This is a genomic window from Vibrio sp. Makdt, from assembly GCF_027587015.1.
GTDB lineage: Bacteria > Pseudomonadota > Gammaproteobacteria > Enterobacterales > Vibrionaceae > Vibrio > Vibrio chagasii_B.
In genome coordinates this window covers 62595-86283 of the sequence record NZ_JAPPTH010000020.1, presented here as the reverse complement: position 1 = coordinate 86283, position 23689 = coordinate 62595, and the positions used below count along the sequence as shown (strand labels likewise).

General features: G+C 43.6%; 22 protein-coding genes and 1 pseudogene. 12 read left to right on the top strand and 11 right to left on the bottom strand.

Annotated elements, in window-relative coordinates; translation table 11 throughout:
• Positions 1-144 precede the first annotated feature (144 nt).
• Positions 145-1017, top strand: coding sequence for an alpha/beta fold hydrolase (locus OH460_RS20810; protein WP_269999387.1), 873 nt, complete (start codon positions 145-147; stop codon positions 1015-1017).
• Between the two features lie 89 nt (positions 1018-1106).
• Here the strand turns inward: OH460_RS20810 and OH460_RS20805 are convergent, their stop codons facing one another.
• Genes OH460_RS20805 through OH460_RS20795 form a run of 3 tightly spaced genes read right to left on the bottom strand, consistent with a single transcriptional unit; the run spans position 1107 to position 4775 of the window.
• Positions 1107-1739 carry a glutathione S-transferase family protein gene (locus OH460_RS20805; protein WP_269999385.1) on the bottom strand — a complete coding sequence of 211 codons (633 nt, stop codon included), beginning with the start codon at positions 1737-1739 and terminating at the stop codon, positions 1107-1109.
• Positions 1740-1753: 14 nt separating this feature from the next.
• Positions 1754-2956, bottom strand: a complete 1203-nt coding sequence (locus OH460_RS20800) for a YbfB/YjiJ family MFS transporter (RefSeq protein ID WP_269999383.1) — start codon at positions 2954-2956, stop codon at positions 1754-1756.
• Entirely contained in the window at positions 2946-4775 is a 1830-nt protein-coding gene (locus OH460_RS20795; RefSeq protein ID WP_269999382.1) for an FAD/NAD(P)-binding protein, read from the bottom strand. The genes OH460_RS20800 and OH460_RS20795 overlap by 11 nt, the downstream gene beginning before the upstream one ends.
• 232 nt (positions 4776-5007) lie before the next feature.
• Here OH460_RS20795 and OH460_RS20790 point away from each other — a divergent pair.
• Positions 5008-5103: pseudogene (locus tag OH460_RS20790) on the top strand (alpha/beta fold hydrolase); the annotation flags it as partial.
• Positions 5104-5463: 360 nt separating this feature from the next.
• Here the strand turns inward: OH460_RS20790 and OH460_RS20785 are convergent.
• Both OH460_RS20785 and OH460_RS20780 read right to left on the bottom strand, forming a co-directional pair.
• Positions 5464-6015: a carboxymuconolactone decarboxylase family protein gene (locus tag OH460_RS20785; protein ID WP_269999381.1), complete on the bottom strand. Its 552-nt coding sequence runs from the start codon at positions 6013-6015 to the stop codon at positions 5464-5466.
• Positions 6016-6172: 157 nt separating this feature from the next.
• Positions 6173-6415, bottom strand: a complete 243-nt coding sequence (locus tag OH460_RS20780; protein WP_048606969.1) for a hypothetical protein — start codon at positions 6413-6415, stop codon at positions 6173-6175.
• Between the two features lie 148 nt (positions 6416-6563).
• Here OH460_RS20780 and OH460_RS20775 point away from each other — a divergent pair, with 148 nt between their 5' ends.
• Entirely contained in the window at positions 6564-7487 is a 924-nt protein-coding gene (locus OH460_RS20775; protein ID WP_269999380.1) for a LysR family transcriptional regulator, read from the top strand.
• 86 nt (positions 7488-7573) lie between these two features.
• Here the strand turns inward: OH460_RS20775 and OH460_RS20770 are convergent, their stop codons facing one another.
• Positions 7574-8089: a hypothetical protein gene (locus OH460_RS20770; RefSeq protein ID WP_269999379.1), complete on the bottom strand. Its 516-nt coding sequence runs from the start codon at positions 8087-8089 to the stop codon at positions 7574-7576.
• Between the two features lie 616 nt (positions 8090-8705).
• On the opposite strand from OH460_RS20770, the gene OH460_RS20765 reads away from it, so the two are divergent.
• The 3 genes from OH460_RS20765 (at position 8706) to OH460_RS20755 (ending at position 10844) form a co-directional block, all read left to right on the top strand.
• A complete protein-coding gene (locus OH460_RS20765; RefSeq protein ID WP_155647293.1) occupies positions 8706-8849 on the top strand; it encodes a hypothetical protein in 144 nt (47 codons plus the stop codon).
• A gap of 75 nt (positions 8850-8924) precedes the next feature.
• Positions 8925-9656, top strand: a complete 732-nt coding sequence (locus tag OH460_RS20760; RefSeq protein WP_269999378.1) for a GTPase — start codon at positions 8925-8927, stop codon at positions 9654-9656.
• 45 nt (positions 9657-9701) lie between these two features.
• The gene (locus tag OH460_RS20755) at positions 9702-10844 is read left to right on the top strand and encodes an MFS transporter (RefSeq protein ID WP_269999377.1); all 1143 of its coding nucleotides are present in this window, start codon (positions 9702-9704) and stop codon (positions 10842-10844) included.
• Positions 10845-11654: 810 nt separating this feature from the next.
• Here OH460_RS20755 and OH460_RS20750 read toward each other — a convergent pair.
• On the bottom strand, positions 11655-11912 hold the full coding sequence (locus tag OH460_RS20750) for a hypothetical protein (RefSeq protein WP_269999376.1): 258 nt from the start codon (positions 11910-11912) through the stop codon (positions 11655-11657).
• Positions 11913-12545: 633 nt separating this feature from the next.
• On the opposite strand from OH460_RS20750, the gene OH460_RS20745 reads away from it, so the two are divergent.
• Complete coding sequence (locus tag OH460_RS20745; RefSeq protein WP_116870390.1) at positions 12546-12884, top strand: cytosolic protein; 339 nt, start codon at positions 12546-12548, stop codon at positions 12882-12884.
• 92 nt (positions 12885-12976) lie between these two features.
• Here the strand turns inward: OH460_RS20745 and OH460_RS20740 are convergent, their stop codons facing one another.
• The gene (locus OH460_RS20740; RefSeq protein WP_269999375.1) at positions 12977-14485 is read right to left on the bottom strand and encodes a DUF3360 domain-containing protein; all 1509 of its coding nucleotides are present in this window, start codon (positions 14483-14485) and stop codon (positions 12977-12979) included.
• A gap of 564 nt (positions 14486-15049) precedes the next feature.
• On the opposite strand from OH460_RS20740, the gene OH460_RS20735 reads away from it, so the two are divergent.
• The 4 genes from OH460_RS20735 to OH460_RS20720 all read left to right on the top strand — a co-directional run bounded on the left by OH460_RS20735 (position 15050) and on the right by OH460_RS20720 (position 18409).
• Complete coding sequence (locus OH460_RS20735) at positions 15050-15604, top strand: hypothetical protein (protein ID WP_171762177.1); 555 nt, start codon at positions 15050-15052, stop codon at positions 15602-15604.
• A gap of 286 nt (positions 15605-15890) precedes the next feature.
• On the top strand, positions 15891-16763 hold the full coding sequence (locus tag OH460_RS20730) for a patatin-like phospholipase family protein (protein ID WP_269999373.1): 873 nt from the start codon (positions 15891-15893) through the stop codon (positions 16761-16763).
• Between the two features lie 34 nt (positions 16764-16797).
• Positions 16798-17154: a hypothetical protein gene (locus tag OH460_RS20725; RefSeq protein ID WP_269999372.1), complete on the top strand. Its 357-nt coding sequence runs from the start codon at positions 16798-16800 to the stop codon at positions 17152-17154.
• 391 nt (positions 17155-17545) lie between these two features.
• On the top strand, positions 17546-18409 hold the full coding sequence (locus OH460_RS20720) for a polysaccharide lyase family 7 protein (RefSeq protein WP_269999370.1): 864 nt from the start codon (positions 17546-17548) through the stop codon (positions 18407-18409).
• Between the two features lie 111 nt (positions 18410-18520).
• Here the strand turns inward: OH460_RS20720 and OH460_RS20715 are convergent, their stop codons facing one another.
• Together OH460_RS20715 and OH460_RS20710 are read right to left on the bottom strand one after the other, a co-directional pair.
• Positions 18521-19429, bottom strand: a complete 909-nt coding sequence (locus OH460_RS20715) for a dienelactone hydrolase family protein (RefSeq protein ID WP_269999369.1) — start codon at positions 19427-19429, stop codon at positions 18521-18523.
• Positions 19430-19613: 184 nt separating this feature from the next.
• The gene (locus OH460_RS20710; protein WP_269999368.1) at positions 19614-20069 is read right to left on the bottom strand and encodes an Lrp/AsnC family transcriptional regulator; all 456 of its coding nucleotides are present in this window, start codon (positions 20067-20069) and stop codon (positions 19614-19616) included.
• Between the two features lie 142 nt (positions 20070-20211).
• On the opposite strand from OH460_RS20710, the gene OH460_RS20705 reads away from it, so the two are divergent.
• Positions 20212-22023, top strand: a complete 1812-nt coding sequence (locus OH460_RS20705; protein WP_269999367.1) for a PLP-dependent transferase — start codon at positions 20212-20214, stop codon at positions 22021-22023.
• A gap of 109 nt (positions 22024-22132) precedes the next feature.
• Here OH460_RS20705 and OH460_RS20700 read toward each other — a convergent pair whose 3' ends face one another.
• The gene (locus OH460_RS20700) at positions 22133-23254 is read right to left on the bottom strand and encodes a methyl-accepting chemotaxis protein (protein ID WP_269999366.1); all 1122 of its coding nucleotides are present in this window, start codon (positions 23252-23254) and stop codon (positions 22133-22135) included.
• Positions 23255-23689 lie beyond the last annotated feature (435 nt).

Sequence of the window (23689 nt, the reverse complement as noted above, 5' to 3'; positions counted from 1 at the left end):
GAAATGACTTGGTTAAGTCACCAGCACGGGAGACGCTTTTATTTAAATCACTATTGACCCGTCTACAACTTCACACTTTATAGTGCCTATATTGATTGAGAGGGGCGCTTTCTGTGTCCTCTCCAAAGTAAGTAGAGAGACACTATGAAACGTTTAATTCTAAACATCACATTCTTGGTATTCATGGCGCTTGGTAGCATGAATGCCATGGCTCACGATTCAATGGTTAAGTATGGTCTTGCGATATCTCACGATGGTGAGCAAATTGCGTATGGCAAAAGTGGGAGCGGGGATACGGCGCTGATCTTCATTCACGGTTGGAGCTTAGACAGCAGGCTTTGGCAAAACCAAGTGAGTGAGTTTTCAAAGCAGCACCAAGTGATCACTGTGGACTTAGTAGGGCATGGTAACTCGTCGTTCAACCGCGAAGAGTACACCATGATTGCGTTCGCTGAAGACATCAAAGCCGTAGTCGACAAAGAACAACTCGAATCTGTCATCTTAGTCGGCCATTCCATGGCAGGTGGTGTGATTGCAGAAGCCGCTAAACTGATGCCGAAAAGAGTGAAGGGCATTATTGGTGTCGATACATCGCAAAACGTCGCACTAGCGGTTTCACAAAGCGACTTAGATGCAATGACTAAACCGTTTGAAGCAGACTTCCAAGCGGGTATTACTATGTTCGTGAAAGACTCGCTACCAAAAGACGTAGAAGCAGATTTACTTTACTGGGTAACGCAAGACATGGCCTCAGCACCGCCAGCTATCGCGATAAACCAGTTCCGCCATTATCTAGGCCAATACGTAACAGGCGAAGCACATCGCGTGTATGAGAACGTGAACGTGCCAGTAATATTAGTGAACGCTCGCCTATGGCCAACAGACTCAGAAGCGAACAAGAAACACATCAAGGATTACAGCATTTACTACATTGATGACTCAGGCCATTTCCCAATGCTTGAGCAACCACAGCAGTTCAACGCAACGTTAATGAAAGCGGTGAGGTCAGTGAAGTAGGGCGGTTGTAATCAGTCTATAGATAAAACGAAGGCCTCGCGTGTGCGAGGCCTTGTTAGATTTGTTCGACATAACGCTGGTTAAAGTGATCAGAAATTTTTGTATTCGCAATAGTTAAGCTTTTTTGAAAGCGACTCTAGGCTAAGTTTTGCCAATGTGTCTTTAAAAGGCGAACTGTGTAAGGCAGTCGTGAGGATGTCGCACTCTTCTGCTGAAAGCAAATTAGCATGCCTGAATAAGACGTAATCTAATGCGATGTGTAGGTACAATGTTGAGAAGTCAGGTTTGAGCAAATCATCATTGCTTTTCAACTGCCTGATAAGTCCTTTAACGCTTCTTTCAATACCTTCCTTTCCCCTAATCGTTAGCACGTTTTGCTCAGCTTCGAAGCGGCTCAATGCAGCGCATCGAAATGCTACTTCCATCAACGTTTTGCTTACTCCCAATAACGACATGCGTTGAGTGTCGCTAGCCTTGGTCGCTGCTAGCTTTTCTGTTGGGTATGCTTGCATGAGGAACTCGCAGATCGTTAAGCTCTCGGTCAGTGCAACCCCATCACTGGTTTCTAGAACAGGAATGGTACTAAATGGATTAACTGCGACCAATGTGCTCGGTGTTTGCCACGGGTCGACCCATTCAAGAACCATTGGAGCATCACATAAATAGGCCGTTGCCAGCACTGCCCTGGAGAATGGCGAGGTGTCGTTTAAATACAGTTTCATGAGCGATTCCTTTGCTAAGAACTTGTTTGAGCAGTGTTTAATGTCTGCTGTTTGGTTGATGTAAATGCGATGCAGAATATCGACAAAATCAGTGCACTCGCGCTGATCATAAATAACAAGTTATAACTGGTGAGTTGAGGGGCGTAGTGAGCCATAACGAAGCCGACTATTCCTTGCGATATAGCAAACGCCATTGTCATTGCTCCCCAAGATTTCGTATGGAGTTGTGTCCCAACGATTTCTAAGGTGTAGGTTGATACCAGTGTTACGGTGCCAGGCGTAAACATACCGACCAACAAAGATGAAGCAAAAAGTGCTGTTTCACTGGTGCTTAAGAGTGGAAGAGCAACCCCGGTAGCTTTGCAAGTAAACGCCGCTAATAGTGCTTTTTTAAGTCCAAACTTATCACCTAATATACCGGTTACTATTGGTCCAATCGCTGCTCCTATACCAAAAACAGCCCAATAAAACCCACCGCTCGCAAAACTCATTTTTAGCTCTCGAACAATATAGTCGACCCAGAAAAGAGTATGAGGTAGATAGCCAATAGCGTTGAAGGTATAGGCCAACAGTACACAGCTAACACTGATACGCTCATTCTTAGATAAGGCATCAAACGTCGATGGACTTTTATCACAATGGTTTGGCTTAACCTCAAGAGACCAAGCGTTCCACGTCAGGACAGTTGCAACGAAAGCGATCGCTCCCATACCTAACCATGCACTCTCAACGCTTTGGTAGATAAGTAAAGGTATGATGGTTCCTGAAATCATCGCGCCAATACCGATGCCTGAAAACACGACGCCGCTGATTCTTGCTTTCATTTCTTGAGGGTGAAGGCTGGTGATCACAGGGGGAGCGAGTACCATGAGTATCGCACCGGATACACCAGCAATAGTTCTAAGTGTTAAAAACCATTCAAAGGGGGCAGACTTTAAGGCACAACCAAGATAACTGAAGCTACTTAGCAATAAAGAGGCACGTATGAGTGTGCCTGTTGAATAATATCTTTGTAAAAAGCTCGAAGCAGGTGCTCCGAAAATATAGCCAATCAGTGTAGCTGCGCCGAGTATGGAGGCATCTTCGCTTGAGAACCACCCACTTTGAATGAGCACAGGTATTAATGCTATGTAGGCAAAGCGGCCAATACCATTCCCAACTAGTGTTGCTGCGAGCCCAGCGAAGGTGCTGCGGTTTAATAGTTTATTATGTGGCATATTCTTTACCTTCAGTTTGGGTTCCAGACAACTGTTTAAACAATGTATTGACAGCTCTACCAGCATCGACGATTGCCGTAGAATTAACACCAGGCCTAGGCACTATGAAGGTGTAAAATTTATTGCCTTCTGTAGGCATGCCTAATGCCCAAATGTTAATTTGCTCCATACCGTTGGCATTGATCACATTCATGTTCGGCGTTACATCAATGCCACCAGGGTGGTAGTCACCATTGAAGTGCAGTCTTGCATACTGTTTAGATAGAAGGTTTTCCCAGAGCTGTGTCCCATCGTCCTTTGGGCTGTGCATAGACACTTTTGCATGAATCTTTATGTCGGCTTGCTCTTGTAGTTCAGGCCATACCGTTGATTTGAGTGTGATCAAATGAGTACTTGAACAGCTCATCACTTCTGGCGAGGGGCCGAGATTTAGCTTGAGCACACCGCTTTTCAGCAAAGCAACCATCTCTTCAATTCTTTCCTTTGGTGGGCCTACAGCAATTCGGTTCATTAAAGGAATAAACACAGAGTCAACCCAACGATGTGACTCTTCGGTAAGGCCTTTAAAGTCGATAGCGTCTCGAATTATGTCTCTTAAGTCGCGTAACACATCGCTAGCAGACTTTATTGGGCTGCTTATGTTTCCTTTTTTTGCTTCTTTTATGTCGTCTTCAAGGTGATCTATCAGCCAAGCGATATAAACTTCTGGAGATTTAAGTGCGTAGCTGGGAATCGGTGCAGCGAGTTTTTCCCAACTGAATCTATCTTCAATAGGAATTGTTTTAGCAACTAAAATTTTTTGTTCATTCAGATTTGAATATAGGAATTGGTTGCAGAATTTTTGTGCGGCTATGAGTCCTTTCTTCTGGCTAAGGTAGCTCTCGTAGTAAGCATACTCCATGTCTTTTATCAGTAAAGGAAGTACATCCTTGATAAAGTTGATCGAGCCCATCTCTCTAAGTTTTGCAACCTTTGAAGGTGTTAGGAATCTAGCATGGTATTGTTTAGATGTTCCTTTTTGGTTTTCAGCTCTACCTGATAAAGGGAGGCCAGTACGCGAATACGCTATTATCTTTGGTTCATTTCCTGAAGGTGAATATTCTAGGTTACCTCTTTGAGTTCGGATGAACTTACCACCACGCCCAATAGATAGCTCTGCCAAAATATCGCAAGCCGTCAGCCCAAGGCCTTGGAGGGCAACTGTTTGCTCTGAAGATACATGCTTTAGCTTATCTTTCACTGGGTATGGATTGGTAATTTCTTGTGCAGTATCAAGCTTGAGATGTTTGGGTTTTGTATGCCCTGTTGTTAAGTAAATATATTCAACATTAGTGAGGACATCTCGGTCATCTCGTAAATTCCAGGAATCGTCATCTAACTTATCGATATCAACAACTTCATGAGGTAAATAGTCTATCGTTATGTGAGGGGCTGAGATATCAACAAGATAGTGAAATACCCAGTTAAGATATTCACCAAAAAGAGAACGGGAGTAGTATTCGTTCGGTAATATTGCTTTTGGACTCAACTCATCTCGTGGTCTTTCACATAACCATTGGTAGAAAGTAGGCCCTGTAATCACATTTCTAGCTTCACTAACACTCTCGTCGGCGAACATTGTAATTTGAGAACTAACAGTATTGACAAGCAAATGATTCGGTTGTTTGACATCATGGCATCCCGAACCTGGAAGGTTTGGGTCAAAAATTTTGATCTCCAATGGTTGGTAGGGAGTGTCTATCGATAGAGCTACTATTCGCTCTAATACGCTTAGTCCGCGAGGACCAATGCCAATGATACCAATTGTTCGTTTTTTCATCGCAAGCCTTTATGGTTCGTTTGTTGCTTATTGGTTTAAATTGTTACAACTACGTTAGCATTGAGTGTTGGGAGCCTTCAATAGAGTATTTACTCTAGTTGGGGGGCGGTTTACATTTTCTGTAAGTGTTAGGATTGTTATTTACACTTTCAATATTTTGTATTGCATGACGTAGAGAGCTATTCAGAGTCGAAATTAGATTTATTAGCGGTTATGTCGGGTAGCTGAGTTAATTTACTACATTGAAGATTCAGGTCATTTCCCAATGCTTGAGCAATCACAGCAGTTCAACGCAACGTTGATGAAAGCAGTGAAGTCACTGAAGTAGGGCGGTTGTAATCATTCTACTGACAAATCTAAGGCATCGCGTGTGCGAAGCCTTTCTGTGTTGTGTAGAGCGAATAAAACAAAGTGGCAGATACATGTGAGATTCGGCTCACAATCCCCTCCTAACCTCCTCTTGGTTTACATCTCCAATCTCTTGTTGGTAATGGGAAAGGGGAGGAACTTAATACTGATCGTTATGTGTGCTGATATACATTGAGCGCCAAAGAATGTTCTCCCCCTCGGTCTTATATCTAAAGAGACCGATGAACTCCATTTGAGGGGGAGCTAGAGGGGGAGGTTTTGGTTTTATAGAGCAAACAAAAATAAAGCGGACGATAGCCCGCTCTAATTGGTCGTTGGGTTATTCTTTTGACCAAGCAAACTTTTCAAATACTTTGTCTACTGGCGTATGAGCTACGTGGTTTACGTAGTTGCTGATCACTTTTTGCGATAGACCAAGAATCACTTCCAGTACCTGCTGCTGGCCGTATCCTGCCGCGAAGAATGCCGCTAGGTCTGCTTCTGATACATTGCCACGTTCACGAACTACAGAAAGAGTGAAGTCTTTTAGTGCTTGAAGCTTTTCAGTTGGCATTGCTTCATCGTTACGCAGTGCTTCAGTTAATGCAGGGTCAACCTTCATTGAGTGCGCGATCCCAGTGTGTGCAGGGACGCAGTAGTGGCACTCGTGTTCAACGTTAATGGTTTGCCACACAACTGTTAGCTCTTCAGCGTCGAATGATGTGTTGGTGAATTGCTGATGCAGTTGCGTGTACGCTGTTAGGATTTGAGGAGACTCAGCCATTACTGCGTAAAGACCAGGAATCATACCCATTTGCTTTTGTGCACCTTCAAGGATTGCTTTGCTTTTTTCTGGTGCTGACTCAACAGTGTGTAGTTTAAATTCGCTCATTTTCTCTTTCCTATTCTCTATTACTGACTTTTAGCCTAAATAATTGGAGTTGCAGCGCGGCAACAAGCTAGTTCATCCCTATGAGCATAATGTTCTATGTGATTAGGGTGAGCTTGTGCAGTTAACAAAGCTGCAGCTTCAAGTATGACGGGGATAATTATTTTACTTCTGGCTCTAGTAGAACTTTGGTTACGAATAGACGAACCGCTGGTGCTACAAGGGCTAAAATTAACAGTGCAGATGGCACCATTTGTGAAACTGCGTTTAACCATGCATCAAAGAATACGCCTTGCTCTGGCAGTGTTTTCGCTACCATGATGGCTGGCATGCTGAGAAGCATAGTAGGTAAAACCATAGAAACCATTAGTGGGTATTGGAACTTACGTGAAAACTTTTTCATGATTGACTCTCTTATGCCTGACTTCGATTGGCTAACTGATGGGGTTATATTAGTCCCGCCCATAACAATCAAAAATAGACAACATTGAACTTGAATCTTTCATATTTGAATGATTAACTCAGAGTGTAATCCTCAAGAGCGTTCAATTATGAAAGCAAAAGACATCTCCAATCTTTATCTGTTTTGCCAATCTGTCGAGTGCGGTGGTTTTGCAGCGGCGAGCCTTAAAACACACGTTTCAGCCCCGACGTTATCAAGGGCAGTGGCAAGTCTTGAGGATAAACTGGGTGAAAAACTGGTACACCGTAATGCAAAACAGTTCCAGCTCACGACAGCTGGCGACGAATATTACCAGCGCTTCGCTGCTCTATTTATGCAGCTGAATGATGAATGGACGCAGCTCTCGAATAGTCAGCCCGTATTAACGGGGGAAATCCGAGTATCTTGCCCTGAGCCATTTGCTGATAATTTTCTGCAAAAGATGGCAATTGAGTTTATGCAGCTTCACCCAGAGGTCTCCGTCACCATTCAATTTAGCGCAGGCACAGAGCGCTTCTTTGATGAGCAGATTGACCTTGCGATTGTGACGACCCCACCTCACGCCAATCATTTAATTCAGCGTCAGTTGTTTGAATCACCATTGATGCTAGCGGCATCACCCAGCTATATTGAAAAACATGGTCAGCCCGGACGAGCAGAAGAGTTGATTAACCATCAGCTACTCTCAGGTAATAACTTGCCATATTGGGAGCTAAAAGAAGATGGCAAGGCGATCCGCATTCCCTATCAGCCTCGTTACTCAATCAGCAGCCTGCGTCTAAATATTGATGCGACAATAGCGGGAGCTGGAATTTGTATGATGCCAAGAGCAGCCTTTGAAAAGCATGCAGAAAGAAAAGAGTTAATAGAGGTATTGCCAGACGTTGAATACCCAACCGGTAAAGCATTTTTGGTGTGGGCAGACAGAAAGCTGATAGCGACCAGAGTGGTTGCCTTTAGGGACATGATTTTTGAACGGTTTGGGCAATCGGCGGAATTTTTGGCGTCGATTCACTCAGTGCGAGATTCGTAGTTATTGTATTTATGAAATGCCTATTTATAAATGAAATGCGCTAGACTAGACGAACTAATCTGGCGTTTATTTTGTGACTTTAGCGATTACTTTTTACGAAAATATAGGAATGCATTTAACCAAGCTAATCCAAGAATAATCAGTGTCATTACAGGTGGCTTAGACTGAAGCGGTAGCACTTCTGCTGGCACATTTGGCAATAGGTGAACATACACCGCGACAATCATAATTGCGGTCGTTAATAGCGTTGATAATTGCATCGCTCTATCTTTAATCGGTGCCGCGAGTGCCTTGTTACCAATCATCACCGCCAGTAGCAGTAAACCTGCAAAAATCTCACCTAATTGGCCCATCCATCGAGACAGAGTCGGGAAAGGCAGTTCACTCAGTGCGATTTGTTTTGCAAACATGGTCGTAAACGGGTCAAAGAATTTTACGGTTCCCGCCATCACCATAAAAGCGCCAAGAAGGCCCGTTAGGATCTTTTGGACTTTTGTTCCTATGCCATCGGTTTTGTCATAGCTACGGACCAAAAAAACACCCGTAACGAGTAGCATTGTGCCGATAAGAGATAGCTCAAGAATTAATTGTGATGTGCTCATAGGAAACCTTCATTATGTGTTAGCAAGTTGATGGCGCTATTTTACGAAACACGGTAGATTTCAAAAATAGACAGGTTTGAATCTTATTCGTTCAAAAATGAATGATTGAGTTATATAGATTTGTATCCCAGATACGGGATGGCTGGAGAGGGCAGACGAAAGAGATATCGTCGTGACTACTATTAGCGAAAGTCGTTGAGTTGGGCTGTTTTGCTCAGGCGGAACGTGAACTCAATGTTCCTACAACAACGGTCAGCCGTAAGAGCTAACAACTCGAATCAAAGCTAGGTGGTAAGCTGTTTAATCGTTCGACTCGGGCGTTATCACTGACTGAGCTAGGTCAGCAAGTTTTACCTAAAGCACGGTTGGTCGCCGATACGGTTTTTGAACTCTACAGTGAAGCGGAAAAGTTCTCATCACCTGCAGAAAATAATCACCTCAAATGAATTTCTTAATTAATTAAAAGTTATCTGAATACGTATCAATCCCAAAAAATAACATTCTAAAAATGATCGTGTAACAACCTGTTAACGATCTGTATTGTCTCTGTGTTCTCGGTATTAGTTGCATATCGCTACTGAGCTAGGAACATAACATTATTTTTGAGGATCTGAATATGAACGGAAAACTAATAGCGGCTTTATCGCTAAAGCTTAAGAAGCAAGACATCACTAGCCAACCACCAAGACTGGTGCGATCAAATGCTGCCTTTGAACCGAATCCAGCCCCGTCAGAACACAACAAAAAAGAGTCTCGCTAATTAGCTTGCTACCCCTCAATGAGGCACTCGAGAGAGTGTCTTGTTGAAGATGTCTGCTGAGGAAAGGAATGGTTTATGAATAATATACAAAATAGTCTCTATGGTTTATTTGATGACAAAGGCGTGAGTCTTTCAAAAGAATATAAAGATTGCATCGAGCAGTATTTGGTATCTGATTTGTCTTTCACGTCTGAGATGATGAATGGCTTGGCTCGAACTATTTTTCAAAATAAAAAGATGATGGCTTACTACCTTTTGCACAATGCGATAGATGAAGCCAAAGGTGCGGCAAGGTTACGAAGGATTGCTGAGCGGTATGCTGATGATGAGCTAAGGCCGCTTATGTTGCGTCATTATAATGATGAAATGAATCACTCTACGTTGTTTGCCAGCCTTATTCCTTTGACCGGCTATGAGACAGAAACACATGAACATGAGGTTCAATATGAGTTAGATAAAGTCATGAACTTTGACGATGAGATCAAGACGTTTCTGTTTAGGGTTCACTCTATTGAAATACGCTCATGGCGTTTATTGTTGCTGCATTTGGCGATCATCGATGAGTCTGACGATGATTACATGAAACAAATGCGTCCAACGATTCAAAAAATCTTAGAAGATGAAATGCAGCATGTCTCTTATACCGGGCAGTGTGTCAGTCGCTGGTTACATGCTGAGCCACTCTTAAGCAAAGTTTTTGTTGAGTGCATCACTCACACGAATAAAGAAACATGGGAAGACCTCTCTTCCATGGCTTTATTTATGCGTGATCATATTCAAGACTTTCTTTTCGAATCGGCGGCTTAAATGACTCTCTGGCTTAGACTTTTAACATCGCGGAGCTCATTCGCGATGTTGGTTATTATCGCTATTGCATCGGTGATAGCGAATACGGGGTGGCGAGTTGTGATGAACAACTTCGCTGTCGACACTGTTGGTATGACAGGGGCTGACGTGGGTGTACTGCAGAGCGTTAGAGAAATTCCTGGCTTGCTTTCATTTACTGTGCTGTTTCTGTTGTTCATCGCTTCAGAACAGAGAGTCGCGGTATTATCAGTTGCAACATTAGGGCTGGGCGTTGCAGTGACTGGGTATTTGCCTTCGATTTATGGCTTCTATTTTAGCACGACAATCATGTCTATCGGTTTCCATTATCTAGAAGCGGTAAACAAATCACTCTCGACTCAATTGTTAGCAACTGAGAATTTTAGTGAATCAATGGGAAAGATTCGCTCTGCTGCGTCACTTTTCTCCATGGCGACGTTTCTAGGTATTATGGTCGCGAGCTATCTGTTTGACGTTTCAAATAAGGTCATCTTCTTTACTTGTGGCCTAATATGTTTCTCACTGGCAGTTTATTTAATCACGTTTCGAGATACTCCCACAGAGGTCAAGCAACACACCAAACTCGTTATACGGCGTGAGTACACAACCTATTACATTCTGACCTTTTTGAATGGGGCAAGAAGACAAATCTTTGTGGCATTTGCTGGCTTGCTGATGGTGACCAAGTTTCATTACACCGTCCCAATGATGGCTGCGCTTTTTATGGTCTCTAGCTTAGCTGCGACGCTTGCTTTGCCTTATGTTGGGCGCTTAATCGATAGAGTAGGCGAGAAGTTAGCGCTGATCATTGAGTATGCTGCGTTAGTGTTGGTGTTCTTATCCTACGCATTTGTGGATGATCATTATGCGGCGGCAGGGCTGTATGTTGTCGATAGTATTATTTTTAGTTTTGCGATCGCTTTAAATGCCTACTTTAAAAAGACAATTAGGGAAGATGAGGTGGCTTCAACGGCGAGTCTGTCGTTCACCATTAATCATATTGCAGCGGTGTTCTTGCCATTTTTGTTAGGAATAATTTGGATGTCCGGTTATCAATGGGTGTTTGTTACAGGAGCAGTGATTGCTTTGATTAGCCTATCGGTATCTTTGACTATGGGCACGGAGCTCCATCAGCGAATTAATGGGTTCCATAAGCTACAGAATCAATAGCGACTCTTATCAAGAGTCAAAGCATCTTACATTGAAGGTTCAGACCATTTACTAGTGCTAAGGCAACTTGAACAACCACAGCCGTTCAACACAACGTTCAACACAACGTTCAACACAACGTTCAACACAACGTTGATGACATCGGTCAAGTAAGTGAAGTAGGGCGGTTGTAATCACTCTATAGAAAAAACGAAGGCCTCGCGTGTGCGAGGCCTTTTTTGTGTTTTGTAGGGCAAACAAAACAAAGTGGCAGATATATGTGAGAATCGGCTATAAATCCCCTCCTAACCTCCCCTTGGTTTACATCTCTAATCTTTTGTTGGTAATGGGAAAGGGGAGGAACTTAATACTGATCGTTATGTGTGCTGAGATACATTGAGCGACAAAGAATGTTCTCCCCCTCGAACGTACTTCCAAGAGACCGGTGAACTCCATTTAAGGGGGAGCTAGAGGGGGAGGTTTTGGTTTACTAGAGCTGGCCAGACACAACGTTGATGAAAGCGGTGAAATCAGTGAAGTAGGGCGGTTGCAATCAGTCTATAGATAAAACGAAGGCCTCGCGATTGTGAAGCCTTCGTTTTTGAAGTCTAGTCGATGGAGTCTGTCACTACTGTGAGAATCCACTATTTTTTGTCTTGAGATTCTTTGTATTTTTTTGCAATCCACTCATGCAAATGAAGTCCCGTTTGGCGCTTTAGGAATACACTGATACCAGCCAAAATTAACAGTCCAATTATTGTGCCCATAATCATCTCCACGCTTTGTTTGTCGTTTGTAATTCAATTGAATCAACAGATGTTCGTATTTTGATTAATCCATTGATTTCATCATTTTATCTATATTAAGCCCACCAAGATCCTCGAGGTTATTCTTAATCTCTTCATCGATTGATAGTTGGCGTTCCACTTTCTTTATTTCCTTCTCAAGAAACTTTTCAACTTCTTGAGATACGTTAAACATTAAGCCCTGATCACGCGCTGCTTTTCTCGCTCGCTTAAGACGGAAATCTAAGTCTGATGGAATTTTAATGTTCAGTGATACTTTGGGTTGTTTTTTCTGTAATGACATATCAATTCTCAAAGTTTTCTTAAAAAATACTATAAACTTTTCTACCTTTTTAGCAAGAAATTCTGCGTAAACGAACTCAGGAACGAATAAGAAACACGTTAAGGTTTGCAGTTGTTTCTACATTTAAGGGACAGTCATTTCCCAGTGCTAGCACAACTCAGCAATTCAACATAACGCAAGTGAAAGCTTTGAAGCTGGTGAAGTAGGGGAGTTGTACGTGAGAATGAGCTACAAATCCCCTCCTAACCTCCCCTTGGTTTACATCTCCAATCTCTTGATGACCCTAGTAAAGGGGAGGAACTGAATACCGCTCGCTGCATATGCTGCTATAAGTCCAACGCCAAAGAATGTTCTCCCCCTCGAACGTTAATCTAAACAGGTCGGTGAACTTCATTTGAGGGGGAGCTAGAGGGGGAGGCTCTGGTCCTGTTCAACACAACGTTGTGAAAGCGGTGAAGCCAGTGAAGTTCGAGAATGCGCTGTAGTTGTTAAAGGATCGCTGTAACAGTTCGATAGAAAAACTGATGTCTCGCGATTGCAGGGCATTCTTGTGTTCCGAGTGAAACTCAATTTCTCCTACGTTCTGACGTTGATAGTGATAGAATCTCTGCATTAGAAATATTGAGAACCACTATGTTTATCCATCATGTAAACGGCATCGACTGGCTGGTGATTACCGCCTTTGAAGAACTAAAACCGATGTTTATCGAAGATGCTGGCCCAATCCCATCGTACTTTTCTAGTAACAGTGAATTGAGTTTGATTGACCAAGCCAAGCGTAGCTATGGTTTTTTGCCGACACTTCGCGGCGTCATCACTGATACTGGCACCTATCAGAGTAAAGATCTTGAAGAAGATTTGAACCCGCAGCTGGCCTGTATCGTTGAAGGTCGTGGGCGAGTGTTCATCTATCACGGTGACTATGTGGCTTTTGTCGATGACGAGCAAACCTTCATTACCCGAATGGATTAAATTCAGTAAAGTAGGGCAGTTATAGTCCTTAATAAAAAACTAAGGCCTCGCATTTGCGAGGCCTTTGTATTGAAGTTTAGTATTAACCGAGCTTAACGAAAGCTTGGGATAATCGCTGGGATACCTGGTAGAAGGCCAACCAACGCCATCACGCTTGTTAGAACAACAAACATAATGCCCGGAAGTACCCAGCGGCTCATCTTACTCAGTTCACCACTACGTTCTTTACAGCCAACTAAGCCTAAGTTGTCTAGTAGCATGGTGAGAGACCAACCAAATGCTGGGTTCACAAGCGCTGATGAAAACACAACAATCGCTGCTGATTGAGTGGTTTTCCCTTCACGTGTCATCTCCATTCCCGCTTCTAGCAGTGGAACGAATACACCTACAATCAGAGCGACACACAGTACCGGTTGCCAGATAGCTAAATCCATCGGGTAGCCCCAAATCGCAGCGATGATACAGAACAGAGCCGTCAGTAGAGCACCTGCAGGGATAGGGCGTTTTGCAATCGCCGCGGGTACGATGTAAGTACCCCATGAGGACGTAAAGTTAGTACCACCAAGTAGCGAGCCGAATGTTTGACGAATAGACGCTGTTGTCATGGTGTCATCAATGTTCATGTGTACTTTTTCAGTGCGCTCTGGGTAGCTGATCTTTTGGAATACTTGATGCCCTAAGAAGTCTGGTGACCACATCGCTACCGCAAGAATCGCGAACGGCAGTACTACCATGAAGTGCTCAATCGTCGGTAGGCCAAGCATCCAACCGGTATTTTCTCCCCACCAATACATAGGGTTCATGTTCGGTAGGCCCGGCTCTGTGTGGAAAGCGAATGGGGCACCCATGGCAAATGCAATCGTACCACCTAGCAAGCAGCTAAGAGGCACAGCTAACCAACGTTTACGGAAGTGTTCCAATAGTGCATACAAGATAATGGTGCAGAAGATCACGACAAAAGCGATGTGGCTCATGCCGATGCCTTCTGCCCAAGCGAACAGCTTTTTCACTTGAGAAGCGGTTCCCACGAAGCCAAGGTAGAGCAGCAATCCGCCACACACGCCTTTACTGGTGAGGTTAGCCAACATACTGCCACCTTTACTGATGGCTAACAGCAAGCCAAATGCGCCAATCAACAAGCCAAAGGCCATTGGGTGACCGCCAGCGGCAACAACAATAGGGATTAATGGAATAAGTGGGCCGTGTGTACCTGCGAGGTTTGCAGTCGGCAATAGAAAACCAGAGAAAAGGATGATGAAAACAGAGGCAATAAGGAGTTCGTATCGAACGTTTTCTAGAATAAAGTCTTCATTTAACCCGAGAGCTCCAGCAAAGGTGGCTGCAATCGCACCCACCATAACCACTTTACCAATGGTCGCCGCCATCGCAGGGATGGTGTCTTCTATCTCAAATCGATAATCTTTAAACGGCAAATTTGGACGCCAGCGTTTAGGCGACATGATTTGCAATTCGTGCTCTAGATACTGTTCTCGGGATTCAAACACTGAGCTTGGTTTATGTTGTTGTTCATAGGTGAGTTCATCCTCATTGGCTTGAGGCTTCTCTGTTTGTATATGTGCGGACTCTAAAGTAGTGCTCATTTTGATTCCTTTCATTCACACTCTTAGGTGTGTTGTTCCAACAAACGTTATTGACTCATGCAGATGTGCAAACAATGCGTCAACTTATAATTAAAGATTCGTTAACATTTAGTTGTTAGTACCTTATACCAAACCCAAAAAAACAAATAGACTCAGGCAGTTAGACATTAGTCGTAGGATGAAGGCACTAGAATGAAAGCCTGTAACTTGGATGGGGAAGCTTGTTTGTAGACGATGAACTTAATGGGTAATAAACGAATATCTAACAAGAAATGCTTGGCGCTAAAGCATCCGTTAAAGTCTATCGATTATTACTTGCTAGAAGTCTTGGGTGTGGTTTGATGGTGAAGCTGTCTGAAAAGTAAACGATACGCTTGAGACCAAGGTATACGCTAGAAGGCAACTTTTAGTAATCCAAAGGAAGAAAGGCAGCTGTTGTTATGAGTTTTGCCAAAGCTAAATGTAAATCCGTCTGATAGCAACGTTTTGAATTAAATTTATTGATAATAATTCTCATTACGTTATTTTGTTGTCTCAAACATACTCATTGTTGCGGAGACCAACATGGAACACTCGGATATTACTCAACTGCTTATTCCAAAGAGCGATTGGGCATCGCCTGATCTCTTTCTCTATGAAGGAGAAGACAAACTTCACCTGAGCTTAGAAGGCGCAATTCAATACAGTGGATTGAACAGCATTGGTGGTGTGGTTCTAGGCTTTAGGATGATCCAACACGCGGTGCAACTCGCGGCGGGTGACCAGTCTTTGCAACGTGATGGCATCAGCATTTATACCGCGTTCCCTGGACGTGGTGCACAAGATGCCTTTGAGTACACATGCCGTGCACTGCGTGATAAACGTTATTGTTGTGATACCACATTGCACCACCCAGCAGCGCAAACAGGGCAGCGTGGTCAGTTCCTATTTACGATTCGCTTGAATGAGCAATCTATGGTGATGACGCCAGCAAACGGACTACCACGAAAAAGCTACTTTGAAGCTGACCGACATTCACAAGACGGCCGAGAAGCTACGTTGAGATGGCGTGACGAGAAGATCAACTTCGCCAATACACTCTTGAGCTTGTCGCCAGAAGAGTGCTTACGCGTGTTGTAGCTCTCCGTTTCCATAAGCAGAATGAGCTCACTAACTGAATGCAGCTCGGAAACAGAATAGTCACCATAGGTCGCTCGCTTTTAAGTGGGCGACTTTTTTGTATCAGCGCTCGCGGAAACTAGATTCCTGGCCGCGCTTAGACTTGCTGGAATGACTCGTTTTCTGCTAACACATTTAAGCGTATAGGTGAGGCAGTTTTCATATCATTACACTGTCTATGGTTATACAAAGTGATATACTTTTTACCTAAGGCTTTGAAGAGCTGATGAATTAAAGGATTAGAACGATGGCAAAAACGATCTCATTGGTACTGGGTAGTGGCGGCGCCCGAGGCTTGGTTCATGTTGGCGTTATCCGCTGGCTAATTGAACATGGCTATCAGATAAAATCTATCTCTGGCTGTTCAATTGGCGCGCTTATTGGTGGGGTTTACGCGGCGGGTAAGTTGGACGAATTCGAAGAGTGGATCACCAGTATCGACCAGTCTGATATGACTATGCTGTTGGACTTTTCATGGCAATCGAGCGGGATGTTCAAAGGGGATAAGATCATAGACTCTCTACGTCAGTTAATCGGTGAGATTGCTATTGAAGAGCTGCCTATTCCTTATACCGCCGTTGCTGCTAATGTCGCTGAAGAAAAAGAGGTTTGGCTGAAATCTGGCTCCTTGTTTGATGCCATTCGCGCTTCTATCTCTCTGCCACTGTTCTTCACACCTCATGTCATCAATGGCGAAGAACTGATTGATGGCGGAGTGCTCAATCCTGTGCCCATTGCGCCGACCTTCGGTGATAACACAGACGTGACGTTGGCCGTAAACTTAGGTGGTGAACCTGAAATACTTAAGCAGGAAGTGACACCTCTTCCCCTTCCGACAAAAGAGAGTAACCTGCACGATAAGGTTGCGCACTTTATCGATAATTTAGGTAATAACGTCAAAAGTAAAATGAGCTTTAACTTTGCGGCCTACGATATTGCCAACCAAGCGTTTGATGCGATGCAATCGACCATTGCACGTCAGAAACTGGCCGCTTATCCTGCCGATATCACCCTTGAGGTCCCACGCAATGCCTGTGGCACACTAGAGTTTGAACGCTCAAAAGAGATGATAGACAGAGGCTATCATTTGGCACAGGCGACACTGGGCAATAGACTTTAATGTGATGGTTACTGACTCGAGGAAGAGAGTATTTATGGAAACGGAACTCAAACAACTTGAACTCAACGATTTGATGGCAACAAAAGATGTCATTGTGCTTACCAGCATAGAAGAGCAGGCGATATCTTGGCTCACAAGTTACTATCAAAAAAACGCTGATATTCAGGCTATCGAAAACGCACATCAACTAGAGACAGACACGATTTTGGCGCAATGCCGAAGCGGCCTTAACGAAAGTAAAAAGGTGATACTCACCGCCCAGTTTCGTAGCCAACTTCCTATCATCAATATCGCTTCATTGTGTAATGAGAAGCGCAAATCATTGATCAACATTGAGCTATCAGGATGGGATGAAGAGCAGCGACTTCCTCAGTCGTTTAGTAGTTTTTAGCTGATCTTCGGTGTTATTAGGCAGAGTGTTTCTGTAGCCAACTGATCCAGACATCCACTTAATCCTCGCGCTTAATAAATACTATTATATTTTAATTTGATGTTGATGACTTACTTTGAACCCAAGCCAAATTTGGTCGAGAAATTCAGAGTATAGGCCTGATTAATCGTTATAAGTACTACCCTAAATGAAGACACATTATGCTTTTTGAGTGTGACTTATCTCACTACCTTAGTGTTTAACTTGAAGTTTAAGTAATACAATAGCACTAGATCACAGTAGCCAAGTGGTTCTGTGAATACAATGCGAATCATAGAAATTCACAATGACGTGGCTCTCTCTGCTTGTAGCTCTATAACAGATGGTGTCGATTACTAGGGTAATGAATAACATGAAAAACACACTCAAAACTTGTTTCTTGGCCGCAGCGGTATCGGTAGCATTCGGTGCAAATGCGACAGAAAAGGTTGCACCTGCAGACTACGCACAATTTCAAGATGTATTAAAAGTTTCTAAGCTTCAGGCATCTGATCCAACTGGAAAATCGGGTAACAAATCAGAGTATGCACTCAACGGCGAATTTGATGGTTTAGTTTTAGATAGCTTTTACGTAGATAAAGCGTCGGAAGCACTTGTGTTTAAAATGCCGGGTTACAAGAATCGTAGTGAGGTTCGTGTCTACAAGAACTTTAATGTTGGCGAGGCTGACAAGTACTATCACTTGGGTGCTGAAATCCAACCAATCAACCCAAGCGAATCAGTAGCTAAAACAGATAAAGCGAAGAACGATGCAATCACATACCTTCAAGTTCATAACGCGGGTAGTGTTTCTGCCGACTTCCCAGATGGTGTTTCTGGAGAAGGATACATTCCGCACCCGTTGGTCCGTGTCGTTTACGAGGCTGAACGTAGCGGCAAGAATGATTGGTACTGGGCTGTCATTAAGAATAATGCAGTAAACTGTGGCTCTAAGAGTGGTAATAAGGGTACAGAAGCGTGTAAAAATGCGTATTTGAAGCTACCAATTGCACCAATCGCAGCAGAGGGCACAGACAAGTTTGATATCTATGTTGGTGGTAACAAGCTAATCATCAATCATAACGACAAGACGGCGATCAACCACGACATCACTTACTGGAATGAGAAGAAAAGCTACTTTAAAGCTGGGGTTTATAACCAGTTTAAAAATGGCGAAAGTGAAGCTCACTTCTACAAGCTGACGTACTCAGTAGGGAGCCAGCCAGTTATTAATTAATAATCTGATTGGTATGGTTCAAAAACAAGACCTCGCTCGTGCGAGGTCTTGTTTTTTATAGGCTAAAGCGTGGTCATTTCTCGCTGTACAGAAACAGATCCGCTAGTGCAACTAAGAGAGTTTCTTAGTAAAGAACTCAAGTGTACGAGACCAAGCTAGCTCAGCTTCTTCTTCAGCATATCGACCAGTTGAATCGTTGTGGAAACCATGGTTCACACCCTCATAGATATAAGCGGTGTAGTCAGCCCCAATTTCTTTGAGCTCAGCTTCATAGTCTGGCCAAGTCGCATTGACGCGCTTATCGATTCCTGCAAATTGAATGAGCAATGGCCCTTTAACGTTCTTTCTTAAATCAGGGGCAGCCGGAGTGCCATAGAACGGGACGCCTGCATCCAGTTGTTCTGGCATGACAGCAGCTAACATATTCACGATGTAGCCGCCAAAGCAGAAACCGACAGCTCCTAGCTTGCCGTTACTTTTCTCATGAGATTTTAGAAAATTTGCCGCTGCTATGAAGTCTTCTTCAATTTTGTCTCGGGAGAGTGATTTCTGCATCGCTCGGCCTTCATCATCATTGCCTGGATACCCACCTAGTGAATGGAGCGCATCAGGGGCAAAGGCAATAAATCCGGCAGCGGCTAGACGTCTTGCTACATCTTTAATGTATGGGTTTAGGCCTCTGTTTTCATGAACAACTAAGACAACAGGCGCATCACCTTCGAGCTCTTTGGGTACGACTAGGTAACCACGACCTTCACCATGTCCTTTCGGGGAAGGGAATGTCTCGTAGGTCGCTTTGATGGATGGGTCATTAAATGAGACTTGCTCTGCGTTGGCGTAATTAGGAATCAAGGCAGAAGTTAGCGTCGTCATGGTTAAGCCAAGCACAGCGAGCCCAGACAGTCGCGCCATAAACTCCCTTCGATCAATCAGCCCGTGCGCATATTCATCGTACCAATCAAATGCTTCTTGAGGGATAGATCTAGTTGGTACTGATTGAGATTCGGTATTTTGATTCATAACTTTTCCTTGTAGTGAGCTGTTTAACTTGTCAACTATAGTAGAAATCCACACATACCTGAACGATCGCTCAAATATTTTTTGTTATTTGTTATATCAAAGTACAAAAAGTTGATGACAGTCAGATAAACGTTTAATGCGAGGTTGCGCCTCTACCTAATCAGCGCTTAGGTAGAGGACTCAGTTACCTCACTGGCAGCTTGGTCTTTGTTTTTACCTGACCAAAGGCGAAGCTGGATTCAATAGAAGCGATATTGGGTAGGCGAGTTAACTGTTTGCGGATAAATTGCTCGTAGCTTTTGAGCGACTCACTCACCACATGCAGCAGGTAGTCGTGATTCCCCGTCATCAGAAAACACTCTAGTACTTCATCAATCGCTTCAATGTGCTGCTCAAAATCGCGCATGTTATCTTCAGTTGGTTTTTCAAGCTTTACCAACACAAACACGTTTACGGGCAGGCCGCACGCTTCCTGATCGACACTGGCGTGATAGCCACGAATGATCCCTTGTTTCTCTAGTGCTCGAACTCTGCGTAAACAAGGGGAGGGAGAAAGCGCTACGCGGTCGGCTAACTCTTGGTTGGTGAGTCGTGCGTTGCTTTGCAGTTCAGCCAGTATCTTCTTGTCGATCTCATCCATTGGCATATTCCATCAATATTAAACCGTAGTTAGCAATATTATTGCTCAAAGTGTATGTCTTACTTCGCAAATAGCAATCTTTAACATCTATGTAACACTAAAATTAAAGGAGGTACAACAAGGATGGAATGACTTAGCAATTATGAATACTTCGACTCAACTTAGCCCACTGCGTAAAACCACCAAACACGAACAAGCAGAAGCCCTTGCCATTGAGCAAGCAAAACACTTTGGCATTGATCCAAGCAGTGATTACGGCACCACGCTGGTGGAATTAGCGACGACACTGTACAAAGCTAACACCAAAACACACGATCTTTGGGCATTGACGGTTGATGGCCTTTCAGAGCTGGATAAGAGTGACCGTATCGCTTGGTTTAACGCCAAACGTTTCCTGTCGTTCCAGATCGCTAAGATCCTCGATAACCTGCAAAACCCAATGCGCGCGACTTACCAATCTATTGCGACTAACAATGGTAATTTTGCCTCAAAAGGCGCGTATCCTATCTTCGATAATGTGGCGGCTATCTTTTCTGCCAGCCCGGTTATTACGCGCACGGCGACTTATCTGTTTGCCTGTACTGAATGGATTGAAGATGCGTTCAATGGTAAAGAGCCACTGCACGATATCTATTCTCGACTTCTCAACCCGACATCGATTTCACTTGCGAACCACATGGTTGATCTAGAGGCAGGATCAAGAGCCAATGAGTATCTTGCGTGGAACTTTAACTCGGGGATGGCGGCCATTGATGGCTTGCTGAGTCACTTGCTAGGGCATGAAGATATTGTGTTGGCTTCACGCAACATCTACGGCGGTTCTTATCAGCTGCTGGAGGATTGGTTTGGCAAGCCGTCGAATCTGAATGTCGCGGTAGAGTGGGTGGATGGTTATTCCGGGGATGAGTTTGCGATTCGGCTTGATGAGGTTGCCGATAAATATGCTGATCGCCTCGCTGTAGGCAAGAAAATCTACGTTTACCTTGAGTCACCGTGTAACCCGCACGGCTATGTATTAGATGTTGCGAGTATAAGTAAAGCCGGTCACTCTCGTGGTTGGGATGTGATTGTTGACTCGACAGTGGGCACACCACTGCTGCACCCAGTATTAAAACGCGATGATGTGATGGAAAGGCCAGATTATGTGATTCACTCGTATACCAAAGAGCTTGCCGGTTCTGGCACCACCACAGCAGGTGTTGTGATTGGGCGCAACGAGACCATGTTTGTTCCAAAAGGAGAGGATGTCACTTTCACCAAGCCCAATGGCGATGAGGCGACGATTCCTTGGAACGAAACCCTGTTCTGGAATGTGTATTACATTAAAGGCGCATTCTTAGATGCAGACAAAGCGTTTGAAGTGCTTAACGGCATGAAAACCTATGAGATGCGTGTGGTGCAGAAAACGATTAATACACTGACGCTGGCGAAGATCTTTGATGCTCACCCAGACATCAATGTTTCATGTCCCGCTTTACCTGACAGCGATAACTATGATCACTGCCAAAACAACATGTACTTGGGGCTACCCGCCGCGCTGTTTACTATCGATATGGAAGGTAATGGCGACCGTGCACCAATCAATCGAGATGGGTTCAAACAGTTCTTCGATATGCTTGAACCCGCTATCGGTATGCAAGTAAGCCTTGGGCAAACCAATACGGTGGCGTTGTGTCCTGCATTGACCACTCACTCAGAGTTGAGCGACGAGGCACTTAATGAAGCAGGCATTAAACCTACGACTATGCGTATCTCGATTGGTTTAGAAGATCCTCGCATGTTTATTGCACATATTATCGAGGCGGCTAAGTTATCGATTGACCGTAAACACGCAGACTTCTCATCGAGCTTCCCGAGTAACGAGTACATCGACGAGATCTATATGCAAACTTATATGGACGTACACCAAAGGTTTGTGAAGAGTCTGCCTAAGTTCGGGCAGCTTAGTCAGTAAAGGTGGTTAAAATTCTACCAAAAGGAATTATGTCAGCAAACAAAAGCACCCCATCGAGTGGATAGTCGATCGGGTGTTATTTGTTTATTGTAGAGACTTATGCTTCAAGTTACGCCCAACTAAGTCGTGCATTTTCTTTATTGGATTCAGTTTCTACAATTTCATTCATTAAACGATCAATTTGGAACACAACTTGGATACTCGCATCTTCCATTGCTTGAACCGCTGTGATTGTGCCTTTTGTATCTCCTGAGGCTGCTTGATGCATGGCTTTTCGACCGTTGTCATGCACCTGTTTGTGTGGCTCCTCAAGCAATTGATAGCTTCTCAAATGACTGTAAGCCTTACCATCTCCGCGATAATACCACTGGCCTAAGCGACACTCTGAATGGGTGTTGATGGTTTCACCAAATGAACCACTTTGGAGTAGACGGTAGGTATTATTTTTCCAGATAGCGTGGTCGAGTTTGACTGAATCCAAGAACGCACGAGTAGAAGCAATATGAATCACTTGCTTCATGTTTTCTGACTTCACAACCACTTCGTTAACAATAGAGCTTATTTGCGCGGAAGACGCTGATACTTCTTCTGCGCAAACTTGGTTCTCTCCAATAGAGGTCTTTATCGCGTTTACTTGCCCCAAAACTTGCTTTACTAATGAGTCAATTTTTTCGCTAGCTTCACTGGCCTTACCCGCAAGGGTTCTTACTTCGTCAGCGACGACTGCAAATCCGCGTCCAGCTTCACCTGCGCGCGCGGCTTCAATAGCAGCGTTTAATGCTAAAAGGTTAGTTTGGTCTGAAATCTCTTGGATAGTCGATACCAGGTTAGAAATAGCGCCAGCCGTATGATCCAATATATCGACAGATTGAATGCTTTGAGACGCCTGATCGCTGATCTTGATTGCTCGGTTGTCTAGGCGTACTAATGCTTGATGTGTTTGTTTAAACATATCATCCAGCTGTTGAAGCTCTTGGTTTTCATGAGCCATAGATTTCGCACTTTCAACCATCTCTTTTTGAATGGTTTTGAGCATATCTCCACCTTTCAAGCAATTAGACATCATTTGACTGCTGTTGTGATGTTGTTGATGTGTCGATTGAGCGAGGTTTTGCGACTTATTTAATTCCATTTCGAGAGCATTAATATCAGATTCATGCTTCTTTTTTAGTTCGGCAAGTTCCTTTTTAAGTGATTGGTTTTCTAGTTTTATTCGTTTTATTCCAAACATAAAATACCTAAATGTATAGATTGGGAAGCTATTTACGTGGCTAATAATGCAACTTATGGTGATAAGGTATTGGTTTTAAAGGTAATAATTATCGGTTGGATTGTAACAAAATACTATTTGGTTGTTAGCCTTATTATCTTGTCTAGGTTGATTAATGACTAGTAAATCACTTTTTTTGTCAGAATATTTAGGTTGCTATCTATTTGATGGTCATTCTTATTATGCAGCTTAATAGGTGATTTTACATTTATGAGCATTATTAATGTTAAGTCTTAATTATCTTTTAAATTAGACCTCTCTAATTTAGCGGGCTATTAATTTGTGCTCTTTAGTATCAGTTCTTATTAAGTTGGTTGTCATTATTAATCTTTCTGACATTCACCCCGAGCTTAGAATTGGTTCGATTGGCCGACCTAATTAAAACTATTCTACTGG

Coding starts and splice junctions, on each gene's coding strand:
- OH460_RS20770 (WP_269999379.1), bottom strand. CDS start 8,089: ATGAGCACATCACAATTAATTCTTGAGCTATCTCTTATCGGCACAATG.
- OH460_RS20745 (WP_116870390.1), top strand. CDS start 12,546: ATGTTTATCCATCATGTAAACGGCATCGACTGGCTGGTGATTACCGCC.
- OH460_RS20805 (WP_269999385.1), bottom strand. CDS start 1,739: ATGAAACTGTATTTAAACGACACCTCGCCATTCTCCAGGGCAGTGCTG.
- OH460_RS20705 (WP_269999367.1), top strand. CDS start 20,212: ATGAATACTTCGACTCAACTTAGCCCACTGCGTAAAACCACCAAACAC.
- OH460_RS20795 (WP_269999382.1), bottom strand. CDS start 4,775: ATGAAAAAACGAACAATTGGTATCATTGGCATTGGTCCTCGCGGACTA.
- OH460_RS20750 (WP_269999376.1), bottom strand. CDS start 11,912: ATGTCATTACAGAAAAAACAACCCAAAGTATCACTGAACATTAAAATT.
- OH460_RS20785 (WP_269999381.1), bottom strand. CDS start 6,015: ATGAGCGAATTTAAACTACACACTGTTGAGTCAGCACCAGAAAAAAGC.
- OH460_RS20765 (WP_155647293.1), top strand. CDS start 8,706: ATGAACGGAAAACTAATAGCGGCTTTATCGCTAAAGCTTAAGAAGCAA.
- OH460_RS20780 (WP_048606969.1), bottom strand. CDS start 6,415: ATGAAAAAGTTTTCACGTAAGTTCCAATACCCACTAATGGTTTCTATG.
- OH460_RS20810 (WP_269999387.1), top strand. CDS start 145: ATGAAACGTTTAATTCTAAACATCACATTCTTGGTATTCATGGCGCTT.
- OH460_RS20710 (WP_269999368.1), bottom strand. CDS start 20,069: ATGGATGAGATCGACAAGAAGATACTGGCTGAACTGCAAAGCAACGCA.
- OH460_RS20715 (WP_269999369.1), bottom strand. CDS start 19,429: ATGAATCAAAATACCGAATCTCAATCAGTACCAACTAGATCTATCCCT.
- OH460_RS20735 (WP_171762177.1), top strand. CDS start 15,050: ATGGAACACTCGGATATTACTCAACTGCTTATTCCAAAGAGCGATTGG.
- OH460_RS20700 (WP_269999366.1), bottom strand. CDS start 23,254: ATGTTTGGAATAAAACGAATAAAACTAGAAAACCAATCACTTAAAAAG.
- OH460_RS20800 (WP_269999383.1), bottom strand. CDS start 2,956: ATGCCACATAATAAACTATTAAACCGCAGCACCTTCGCTGGGCTCGCA.
- OH460_RS20725 (WP_269999372.1), top strand. CDS start 16,798: ATGGAAACGGAACTCAAACAACTTGAACTCAACGATTTGATGGCAACA.
- OH460_RS20755 (WP_269999377.1), top strand. CDS start 9,702: ATGTTGGTTATTATCGCTATTGCATCGGTGATAGCGAATACGGGGTGG.
- OH460_RS20775 (WP_269999380.1), top strand. CDS start 6,564: ATGAAAGCAAAAGACATCTCCAATCTTTATCTGTTTTGCCAATCTGTC.
- OH460_RS20760 (WP_269999378.1), top strand. CDS start 8,925: ATGAATAATATACAAAATAGTCTCTATGGTTTATTTGATGACAAAGGC.
- OH460_RS20740 (WP_269999375.1), bottom strand. CDS start 14,485: ATGAGCACTACTTTAGAGTCCGCACATATACAAACAGAGAAGCCTCAA.
- OH460_RS20720 (WP_269999370.1), top strand. CDS start 17,546: ATGAAAAACACACTCAAAACTTGTTTCTTGGCCGCAGCGGTATCGGTA.
- OH460_RS20730 (WP_269999373.1), top strand. CDS start 15,891: ATGGCAAAAACGATCTCATTGGTACTGGGTAGTGGCGGCGCCCGAGGC.